Genomic DNA, 10802 nt, shown 5'->3' with positions numbered 1-10802 from the left:
ACGTTCTCCGCTAAACATTTTTTCTCGCCAAGCTTCAACATCGCACTCTTTCGCTAAATTGAACAGCATATCCATTGTCGATGCTGAGATAAGGTTTTTTGAATAATCGAGAAGAAAAGGCGCAAGTTGAATTGAGAATTGCTCAAACCGTTTTGGGTTTTGTTTAAATAACTCACTCATATGTTGAGACTTCATATCAAGTGCATGATTTTCAAGTTTTTTCCAGCTAGGTAATGAGGTTCTATCTTGCATTACGGCTCCATTGTTTAGTTTAATTACTTAATTATAATTTGTTAAATAATATAAAGTTTAGGTCGATAAAATTATTGCGCTATAACAATACTATTTACTATATTTAGCGAAGTGGCTAATAATTAATTAGTATAGTTAGCTAGAGATTGGTTATGTAAAAATATGTATTTAACTTATTGTATTATAATAGTTATATTTTTATTTTTATATTCTTATTTAATGTTTCTAGGATGATTTATTACAACAGGGGTTACAAAACTTACACTCGCTAGAATTTCTAGCGAAAAAATATTTTTACTTTGTTGTTAATCAATTAACCACAAAATTTCATTAATAAGGTGGGGTGTTTTTAATCTGTCTGTTTAAACGATTGTCGCTTTGCTGAAATAAGGCGGAGAATAATTAATAGGAATAACTAACAGGTTGAAGTTGATGCTTTAAATACGGCCATTAAATTTTCTACAAAGGCTATATTGTTGTGTTCAGATACTGATACTGTAATGCCAAATGGTGCAAAATGTAAGGTTTCAGCTAAGTCATCTGCTGTTAACCCCGTTTTTTTAAGTGTTAAACGATTAGCTGATATTTCTTTTTCAATTCTCAAACGAATACTTTTTTTGATAGCACCTTCTTCTGCTTGAATAAGATCCTTACAAAATGCCTGACCCGCGTGTAACAAGTTAGATCTCACAAGATTACTAGACACGTCGTTAAAGAAGCCTTCACAACGTTGAATAATTAGCGCTTGTGTTTCCTGCCAAAAGTTTTTTTCAGACTTGCGGTATAGATCAATCAAAATATTGTGTTTTTGAAAATGTTTCTCTACAACCGCTCTAAAAAGTATCTCTTTTGATTTGAATTGTTTATGTATCGTCACACGAGATACACCTGCATGTCGACTTACCATCGATATGTTTGCTGTATCATAGCCGTGTTGAAAAAAACACTCCATTGCGGTATCTAAAATTTTATCGGTAGTACTGGGCAAATTTTCTACTCTTTATATATTAATGACTATTATATTAACGTGAGTTGTTACATTACACAACAGGTTTACATTAGTTGTTAATGTGTAAACCTGTGTTATGATTAGTGTACTTATTTTAAATTTTACTTATATTTTGAGGTTACCGTGAATCGAATTTTTATACTTGCTACAATTTTTGTACTGCAAGCTTGTTCAGAACCAACAGAAGTAAAGAAAGAAACTGCTCCGGTTGTTGTTCAATTGACGAGTGCTCATGTAACAAGTTTAGCGAATAATTATGAGTTTCCAGCGATTGTTTCTGCAGTGAAGAGTGTTGACCTTAAATTTGAAGTGTCAGGGCGCTTAATATTTGAAAACTTGATTGAAGGCAGTGAAGTTAAAAAGGATCAAATTTTAGCTAAAATTGACCCTAAGCCTTTTCAGCGTAAAGTAGAAGAAAGCCGAATTCGTCATGAAGACGCTCAACGAAATTTAAAACGTATTAAAGATGTTTTTGATAAAAATGTTGCTTCACAACGCGACTACGATGAAGCTAAATCTCAGTTTTCTATTACAAAAATAGTGTTAGAAAATGCAGAGCAAGATTTAAGTTATAGCACGATAAAAGCACCATTTAATGCTGTTGTGGGCGCTAGGTATATCGAGAATGATAGCTTGATTAGAACCGGAGATTCACTGGCTAATTTACAAGATAGATCAGAGCTATATTTTACCTTTGAGGTACCTGAACGTATTATGACCGCTAATGTTGGTAATCGTGATGTTAAAGCGACGGCTCATATTATTGGTCAGGAATCAAAAGTATATGATATTCAATATGTCGAACATAAAACCACGCCAGATCCTATTACACAAACCTATAGCGTAACCTTTGCTCTGAAAAATGAAGTTGCTAATGCCTTCTATCCCGGCTCACGAGCCATTGTGAATATTATGCCAAATAACAACCAATTACAGGCTTTGATTGTGCCATTAAGTGCGTTGATGGGTAACAATGATTCAGGCTTTAGTGTTTGGCGATACAATGAGCTAGACAGTAAGTTAACTAAAACTAAGGTTAATATTTCTAAATTCAAAGGTGAATTCGCCTTAATATCTTCTGGCCTCACGGATGGTGATAAAGTGGTCTCAGCTGCGGTAGGTCAAATGCGCGAAGGGTTAGTCGTTAGAGAATATAAGGCGACATATTAAGATGGATATAGCACGTTATTCTCTGACTAAACCCGTTAATATCTGGCTGATGTCAATATGCTTTATTATTGGTGGCATTGTTGCTATGAGTAAAATAGGGCGTTTAGAAGATCCCGCATTTACCATCAAACAAGCGGTTATTTTTACCTACTACCCAGGTGCAAGCGCAGAAAAAGTTGAAAAAGAAGTAACCGAACAGCTTGAAATAGCGCTGCAACAAATGTGGCAATTAGATATTTTACGATCTGTAAGTAAGCCCGGCTTTTCTCGTATTACCATGGAAATACAACCTCATATTGACGGACCATTACTACCTCAAATATGGGACGAATTACGTAAACGTTTACGAGATATTCAGCACGACTTACCCCTTGGCGCGAGTGCGCCTGTTGTTATAGACGATTTTGGTGATGTTTACGGTATTTATTATGCGTTATCGGCACCTGACTTTAGTGCAGACCAAATGCGGGAGTTTTCAAGGATAATACGCCGTGAAGTGTTAACCGTTGACGGCGTTGCTAAAGTGAAAGTAGGTGGCATTTTAGAAGAAGAAATTGTCGCAACTATTGATAGTTATCAAATTTCTGGTTTGGGTCTTTCTTTTCCTGACCTTCAGCAAGTACTCGCCAGTAACTTAAAACCCTTCAGTGGTGGTCGGTTATATGTCGGTGATAAACAGATCAGGATACCCATCGAAAGTTCCACCAATAAAATAGAAGAAATCGAAAACTTATCTATTGTTGTGCCAGGAAAAAATGCCTCTATAAAAATAAAAGACATTGCTGAGTTAACGCTTCAACCTGTTGCTATTCCAACGGGCTTAAAGCGTTTTAATGGTGAAAGTGCAATAACCCTCGCCATTTCGGCACAAAATGATATTAACATTGTCGATGTTGGTCATAAAATTGATGCTAAATTAGCTGAAGTGTTGGCAAAGTTACCTACGGGTATTAATGTTTCAACAATTTATAACCAAGCCAAAATTGTTGATGAATCAGTCGATGGTTTTATCTTGAATCTTGAAATGTCAGTGGTGGTTGTAACTTTAGCACTGTGCTTATTTATGGGGTGGCGTTCGGGTATTGTTGTTGGTGGCACTTTACTGATTACCGTTTTAGGTACGGTACTTATAATGTGGCTTTATGACCTTCAACTTGAGCGAATTTCCTTAGGTGCTATGGTGATAGCAATGGGTATGTTAGTCGATAATGCTATTGTAGTTGCCGAAGGTATGATGCTGCGAATGGAGAAGGGCAAGTCAGCTATGGAGTCAGCTAGCTTTATTGTTAAGCGAACTCAATGGCCATTACTTGGCGCAACCGTAATAGGTATAGCAGCATTCTCTGGTATTGGTTTATCAGATGATGCAACCGGTGAATTCTTATTTTCATTGTTTGCGGTAGTACTTATTTCTTTAATGCTTAGCTGGATTCTTGCCGTAACATTAACTCCTTTACTAGGTAAGTATTTTTATAAAGTTGGAGATAAAGAAGGGGCTGAAGAGTCGCATTCTTTATTTCATAAAGCTTATTTAGTTGTTTTGCGTAGTGCCTTGCATTGGCGAGGTGTTACCTTGGCAATATTGGTTGTTATTACCATAGGTGCTTACGCGAGCTTTGGACTTATCAAACAAGGCTTTTTCCCACCATCCAATACCCCAGTATTTTTCGTCCATTACTGGGGAGCACAAGACTCAGATATACGAGCTACTGAAAAGTATATGAAAGCGGGTGAAAAGTTAATTCTTGAAACCGAAGGTATTGAATCATTAGCAACGTTTATTGGTGAAAGTTCTGAGCGTTTTACGTTGGTATTCGCACCTGAATTACCCAATGAAAGTTATGGGTTGTTTTTAGTTCGCGCTAAAAATGCTGCAGAAATACCTCGTTTAGCGCAGGAAATTTCAACTAAGTTAAAACAAGCAAACCCTAAGGTAAATTTTTACGCCGAAATTATGCAGTTTGGGCCAGGCGCTGGCGCAAAAATACAGGCAAGATTTTCTGGTGAAGACCCAGCGATTTTAAGGGAATTAGCAGAACAAGCCAAAGCGATATATTTCGAAGATGGAATGGTTAGAGATATTCGTGATGACTGGCGTGACAAAGGTATTGTTTTAGCCCCTGAATATGATGATATTGCCGCTGGCATCGCCGGAATTTCAAGGAGTGACTTCAGTCAAGCTATTAAGTTTTATACTGATGGTTTGCAAATCGGTCAACTTCAAGATGGCGATTACCTTTATCCCATCATCGCGAGGAATAGCAATAACAACCAAGATCAACTGGTTGGTTTAGAAAATAGCTTGGTGTGGAGTAGTAGTCAAAGAACCTATATTCCCTTTAAACAAGTTAGCGGAAAAATGAACTATTCAAGTGAAGAATTGCTAATTAATCGACGCGATCGCGTACGCACAATTACGGTTAAAGCTGAGGCTGGTTATAGTGAAACCACAGGTGAAGCATTTAGTCGTACACAAGCAAAAATTGAAGCAATCCCTTTACCTCAAGGTTACAAACTTGAATGGGGTGGAGAGTTTGAATCTTCGCGCAAGGCACAAGCAGCTTTAGGGCAAGGCCTACCATTGGGCTTTTTAGTTATGTTTATTATTAGCGTATTACTTTTTGGTAAGGCAAGACAACCGCTTATTATTTGGCTAATTGTACCAATGGCAGTTGTAGGTGTGGTGGCTGGCTTATTAATAGCAGACTTACCTTTCGGCTTTATGTCATTACTTGGTTTTTTAAGTTTATTTGGAATGCTAATTAAGAACGCCATTGTGTTGCTAGAAGAAATAGACTTGCAAATAGCCGAAGGTAAAGAAAAAGCATTAGCAATTGTAGAAGCTAGCTTAAGTCGTTTAAGGCCAGTTTCATTGGCGGCTATCACGACTATTCTAGGGGTTATGCCGCTAATACTAGATCCTTTCTTTGCTGACATGTCGGTAACTATAATGGGCGGTTTAGCGTTTGCCACCATCTTGACCATGATTGCAGTCCCTGTACTTTACAGTGTTCTCTATAAAATCAAGGTGGATAAAATTTAGCTTGTATAGCTTGTAGGTAAAGCTAACCTTCTAAGCAATCGATTAAAACGAGCAATTATTTGCTCGTTTTTTATTTACGCTATTATTTAATTGATTCACTCCATGGTGAATCTTAACAATGACTTAAAAATTAGAATTGGGTTGTTAAGTGTAATTACTAAGGTAGGTCGTTTATGGACTCTAACTTAATACACTAAACTGTTAGCGTTTAAATAAGTTGAAAGAAAAGTTAATTGCTTTAGGTCTTATTTGTATACACTAAATATAATTAAAAAAGAGTAAGGATTTATGTTATGACAGGTCGCCAGGGTTTTGTTGCGTTTGCCATTGTTACACCAATAATTATTTATGCACTTAGTTTTCTTAGCCCAAGTTTTTTTTGGGCTTTTTTAGTGGTAGGCCCTTTAATCGTCATCGGCCTTTTCGATATGTTTCAAACAAAACACACGATTAAACGTTTATATCCGATATTCGGACGACTTCGTTATATATTGGAATCTTTTCGTACTGAAATTCAACAATATTTTGTTGAGTCCGATCTTGACGGAACGCCAATACCTAGAGAGTTTCGCTCGTTAGTTTATCAACGCGCGAAAGGCAACAGAGATACTCGTCCTTTTGGTACTATTTTTGATGTTAACGCTGCAGGTTACGAGTGGGTTAATCATTCGATACACGCTAAACATTTATCAGATTACAAGCCAAGAATTAAGTTTGGTGGTGATGAATGTACTAAACCTTATATGGCATCACCGCTAAATATTTCAGCTATGAGCTACGGAGCCTTAAGTAAAAATGCCATTATGGCCTTGAATAGAGGCGCTAAAATGGGGGGGGTTTCTCACAACACAGGTGAGGGAAGTATGAGTCCTCACCATCTAAAACATGGTGGTGATATAGTTTGGCAAATTGGTACGGGTTATTTCGGCTGTCGCGATCATAAAGGCAACTTCAATCCTTTAACTTTTCAAGAAAATGCGATTAAAGACGTCGTAAAAATGATCGAGATCAAACTGTCTCAAGGTGCTAAACCCGGTCATGGCGGCATATTGCCTGCAGCAAAATTAACTAAAGAAATCTCTGAAATTCGAGATGTTCCCATGGGAGAAGATGTTATCTCTCCGCCCTCACATTCGGCATTTTCTAGTCCTAAAGAATTATTGCAGTTTATTAAGCAATTAAGAGAGTTGTCAGGTGGTAAACCCATTGGTTTTAAGTTGTGTGTGGGTCGTAAAGATGAGTTTCTAGCTATATGTAAAGCGATGCTTGAAACAGGAATAAAACCCGACTTTATCACCGTTGACGGCGGTGAAGGTGGCACAGGGGCGGCTCCCGTTGAGTTTACTAATTCGGTTGGTACACCGATTAAAGACGCATTAGTTTTTGTTAATAGCGCGCTTATTGGCGTTGGTTTAAGAGACCAAATTCGTATTATCGCCGCAGGCAAAATGTTGTCTGCATTCCATATTCTTCGAGCTATGGCATTAGGTGCAGATGCTGTTAACTCAGCTCGAGGTATGATGCTTGCCTTAGGTTGTATTCAATCACGTACATGTAATACCGACGAATGCCCCACAGGTATTGCAACGCAAAATCCCGCACGTAATAAAGGCTTAGTTGTGACAGATAAAGCGCAACGCGTCGCTAATTTCCACCGTGATACCGTTAAGAGTTTAGTCGAGCTAATTGGTGCTGCTGGCTTAAATAATTTAAATGAATTGCGTCCTGAACATATTAACCGACGAATACAAGGAACAGATGTAAAAAACTATGCTCAGCTATATCCTGAAATTATTTCAGGCAGTCTTTTACAAGAAAGCACTGTTGATCCAAGCTGGAAATATGATTGGGATAAAGCCAATGCGAGTGCTTGGTAGACACCCAATGCTAATTCAGCATTTTACTATGTACCAATTTGGCATCTTTTAGAGCAACGTGTGGAAGTAAGAAACTAAAATGGCTAACTTTATAATCGTGTTATGTCTTATCTTTGCCTTAGGTTTTTTAGCTCAATATACCGGTCTTTGCATGGTGAGGGGCGTGAATGAATGGAAAAATGGCAACCCTTCCTTTTTGCTTGCCATTATTTTTAGTGGTGTGCTGTCTTGGGTGGCTGTTGTTACTGCATTTATTTTAGATCTGCCGCTTCAATTTAAAGTTTATGAACCCAGTATCTTGTTCGCGATAGGCGGGGTTTTGTTTGGTTTGGGTAGCGCTATTAATAACGGGTGTGGTATTTCTACTTTAACTCGCTTATCAAAAGGAGAGTTTGCCTATAGTGCTACGATTGTAGGCTGGTTAATCGGGTGGTCTATTTTGGCTACTTGGCGTCCTGATGTGTCTGTAATAGCGCTGCCTTTACCTACTAATGTGACTTATGGCGCTTTGATAATAATTTCATTAATGATCAGTTTTTGGGTGGCTTTTGGTAATAATGCTCGTAAAAAGGTTTGGTTTGGCATGATGGGAATAGGCTTACTTAGCGGCTTTATTTTTTTATATCAACCTAAGTGGCCACCGAGTGCGCTTTTACATGATTTAAGCAATGTGATAACAGGTCAAGATAATGCTATTTGGCCAGATTTAACGCGGTATTTGCTCTTTATAGCGTTATTAATTGGTATGTTCTTTTCTGCATGGAAAGCAAAACGGTATTTTATCGTTTTACCACACATTAAATACTGGTTAATACACTTATTAAGCGGTGTACTTATGGGGATAGGTGCATCACTTGCAATGGGTGGGAATAGCTTTCAACTTTTAATGGCTTTACCTGTATTTTCAGTTGCTGGAATTATTGCTATTTTGGGAATAATCGTCGGTATATTTGTTGGTGTAGATATTAAGCGAAAGTACTTATAACTTTGATTATAAGCTTTGGCTGATTTTTTTAACCCCCGTAATTTTAAGCGTTTGAGTCTGAAGATAACTTTATTCTTAAATTGTTGAAATAATTTATCAATTTCCCCTCTCTTTTACTAAAGAATCATTTGTGAAGGCGAAAATACCCAACAGCCTTACAGAGCCTGAAACACAATGTCTAAACTTATAATAACAATGCTTCTATAATATTTTGCTTTTCTAGACTAACTGTAATGCAATAAAACTGTAGTGTTAGTTCTGTGAAACTTTTAATTATAATACTCAGAATTTAAGAGAGATCCTTATGAAAACAGTTTTAATTTTTTTAATCCTTACATTACCGACCTTTTTATCCTTTGGTGAAAATGTTTTACATATGGCTGAATCTAAGTCTATTACAAAAGCGGAAGTAGAATCGCTTCCTATTGCAATGCATGGATATGACGTATTGAGCTACCATGTCGACTCGGGTGCTATTGTCGGTTCAAGTACATATCAGGCGGTATATAACGGTCAGCGTTATTTGTTTGCTAGTAAAGAGAATCAAGAACGTTTTTCTAAAAATCCTGAAAAATTTCTTCCAGAGTTCAATGGTTATTGTGCACAATCTTTGGTAGAAGATAAATTAGTTGAAGCGGATCCAAAATTATTTTTAATTGACGAAGGAAAGCTTTACTTCTTTAGTAAGCCTCAGGCTTTAGCAAAGTGGCAATTGGAAAAAGAGTCAAATTATACTCGTGCCAATAAACGCTGGAAATATGAAGCAGTTAAACTTGCTGAGCAGAAAGAAGCGAGAAAAAAGTGGATGAATGAAGGTAAGGTGCAATTATTTACTTTTTAAAGGCACAACTATTTATATAGGCAGGATCAGTCTAAATTTAGCACTTTAAAATGGACCTAAATGTTGTTTAAAGTAGTGCTACTGTTCTTAAACTTTTTTCTGATTTTGGCTGTGTTAGCAAATTACGTGAAGGCATTGTTTAACAACTATATCATTTAACTTAATATAAAAAAGGTGCTGTATAACAGCACCTTTTTATTTAATTGAGGTAATTCAATAGTAAGAACTTACTAACATCTGACAATATTAAGGACGAGGCGGTGGGCCACCTGCACCCGCACCTGTATCACAAGAGCCAAATGAGTTATCAGGTATTTCACCTTTAAATCTTGGCCCCATCATAAAAGGAAATGAAGGAGTTAAAACGCCAGCGTCTTCTGATAATGTTAGGTGGTAATGGTAACCTTTACCATCATTGGTATCATGACCATTATGCTCATCTAATACTGCGCCTGTAACTTCAGCTTGAGCGTAATAATAATCTTCCAAATAATAACCATCTGTAGCTGGTATAGAATTTCCTGATAATGTACTAACGCTTTGACCTATCGTTGGTCCATCGCTGGTTGCATCAACTACACCTTCAGAGATATCGTATTGGTTTACTAACACACAAGTACGCTCGCCCGCAGTACCACAACCGCCTTCAGTTGTAGCCGCTGCATAGTCACGTTTTTGCCAACCACTTACCGCTAACTGTTCATCACTTTCATAAGGGCCATATAATGGGTAACCATCAGCGGCAAAACCATAAAGAGGAGAATGGTCATCGCCTGCATCACCTAAAAGGGTTGCTAAACAACTGGTATAAAAATGATGATGATACTCACCGTTAGCGGCATGACCACCACAAATACCTACATCATATTGTTCAGCAAAAGGTGCTAAGTTATACCACTCGTTTGTGCCATAGCTCATGCCATCGCCCCAATTGAAAATTGCAGCACCATTGACCATTAAACCAATAGTACCTAAACCTGTTTCACAAACTTCATCTTCCGCTAACTCAGTCGGTTCATTGACAATATAGGCTTCCACCGTTTGCTTTGTAGGGCAGCCTGGGCCTGGAGGCCAATAGCCATCTCCACCCGTGTCAGGACAGTTTTCAGTACTACTGTTATAACCAATATTTGCACCAAACTCTACAAGTTCGCCAGCCACAGCGGTAGTTGCACCAGCAATAAAGTCTGAAGAGGCACGAGGGCGACTATTTAAAGTATCAATCATGTCTTGTGTGATAGTAACGTTATATTTAGGAATGCCAGTAGCTTCAACGTAAGTGTACTCTACATTATCCACTGTTACAGTTTCAGTCGACTGCACATCTTCTACGGCATTATCCATATAGGTTGAAGTGGTTGTATTATTAATTATCCAAGGAGAAGCCGTGGCAACAGTATCAATATCTGAAACAAGGATACTTACGGTATCGGTTACCGCAGTATTAACTCCATCATCAACACTAGCTTGAAAAACAAGAGTGGTATCTGTGTCAACACTTGGTGCAGTGAAGGTTGGTGAATTAGCACTTGTATCAGACAAGATAACACTAACACCCGACTGTTGTAACCAGGTTACTGTTACAGTGTCGTCATCTGTTACGGTTAAGTTTAATGTTACAGATG

Annotated in this window: 7 protein-coding genes and 1 pseudogene; 5 read left to right on the top strand and 3 right to left on the bottom strand. The window is 37.7% G+C overall.

Annotation, left to right across the window (positions count from 1 at the left end):
* A pseudogene (gene pgi, locus H4J50_RS16955) lies at window positions 1–252 on the bottom strand (glucose-6-phosphate isomerase); the annotation flags it as partial.
* 415 nt (window positions 253–667) lie between these two features.
* Complete coding sequence (locus H4J50_RS16950) at window positions 668–1240, bottom strand: TetR/AcrR family transcriptional regulator (protein ID WP_182257461.1); 573 nt, start codon at window positions 1238–1240, stop codon at window positions 668–670.
* A gap of 144 nt (window positions 1241–1384) precedes the next feature.
* Here H4J50_RS16950 and H4J50_RS16945 point away from each other — a divergent pair, with 144 nt between their 5' ends.
* From H4J50_RS16945 to H4J50_RS16925, 5 genes are all read left to right on the top strand, one after another.
* A complete protein-coding gene (locus tag H4J50_RS16945) occupies window positions 1385–2431 on the top strand; it encodes an efflux RND transporter periplasmic adaptor subunit (RefSeq protein ID WP_108456654.1) in 1047 nt (348 codons plus the stop codon).
* Window position 2432: 1 nt separating this feature from the next.
* A complete protein-coding gene (locus H4J50_RS16940; protein WP_182257460.1) occupies window positions 2433–5474 on the top strand; it encodes an efflux RND transporter permease subunit in 3042 nt (1013 codons plus the stop codon).
* A gap of 293 nt (window positions 5475–5767) precedes the next feature.
* Window positions 5768–7351, top strand: coding sequence for an FMN-binding glutamate synthase family protein (locus H4J50_RS16935; RefSeq protein ID WP_220466300.1), 1584 nt, complete (start codon window positions 5768–5770; stop codon window positions 7349–7351).
* 79 nt (window positions 7352–7430) lie between these two features.
* Window positions 7431–8336, top strand: a complete 906-nt coding sequence (locus H4J50_RS16930) for a YeeE/YedE thiosulfate transporter family protein (RefSeq protein ID WP_182257459.1) — start codon at window positions 7431–7433, stop codon at window positions 8334–8336.
* A gap of 304 nt (window positions 8337–8640) precedes the next feature.
* The gene (locus H4J50_RS16925; RefSeq protein WP_108456650.1) at window positions 8641–9177 is read left to right on the top strand and encodes a YHS domain-containing (seleno)protein; all 537 of its coding nucleotides are present in this window, start codon (window positions 8641–8643) and stop codon (window positions 9175–9177) included.
* Window positions 9178–9423: 246 nt separating this feature from the next.
* Here H4J50_RS16925 and H4J50_RS16920 read toward each other — a convergent pair.
* A partial coding sequence (locus tag H4J50_RS16920; RefSeq protein ID WP_182257458.1) for a YHYH protein occupies window positions 9424–10802 on the bottom strand: 1379 nt, incomplete at its 5' end.

The sequence above is a fragment of the Colwellia sp. 6M3 genome, from assembly GCF_014077595.1.
In the GTDB taxonomy this organism is placed as follows: Bacteria; Pseudomonadota; Gammaproteobacteria; order Enterobacterales; family Alteromonadaceae; genus Cognaticolwellia.
This window is presented reverse-complemented; position numbering and strand designations above follow the sequence as displayed.

What these genes read in the sequence shown, in the direction of transcription:
- H4J50_RS16925 (WP_108456650.1), top strand. Translation starts at nt 8,641, where the DNA reads ATGAAAACAGTTTTAATTTTTTTAATCCTTACATTACCGACCTTTTTA.
- H4J50_RS16935 (WP_220466300.1), top strand. Translation starts at nt 5,768, where the DNA reads ATGACAGGTCGCCAGGGTTTTGTTGCGTTTGCCATTGTTACACCAATA.
- H4J50_RS16940 (WP_182257460.1), top strand. Translation starts at nt 2,433, where the DNA reads ATGGATATAGCACGTTATTCTCTGACTAAACCCGTTAATATCTGGCTG.
- H4J50_RS16930 (WP_182257459.1), top strand. Translation starts at nt 7,431, where the DNA reads ATGGCTAACTTTATAATCGTGTTATGTCTTATCTTTGCCTTAGGTTTT.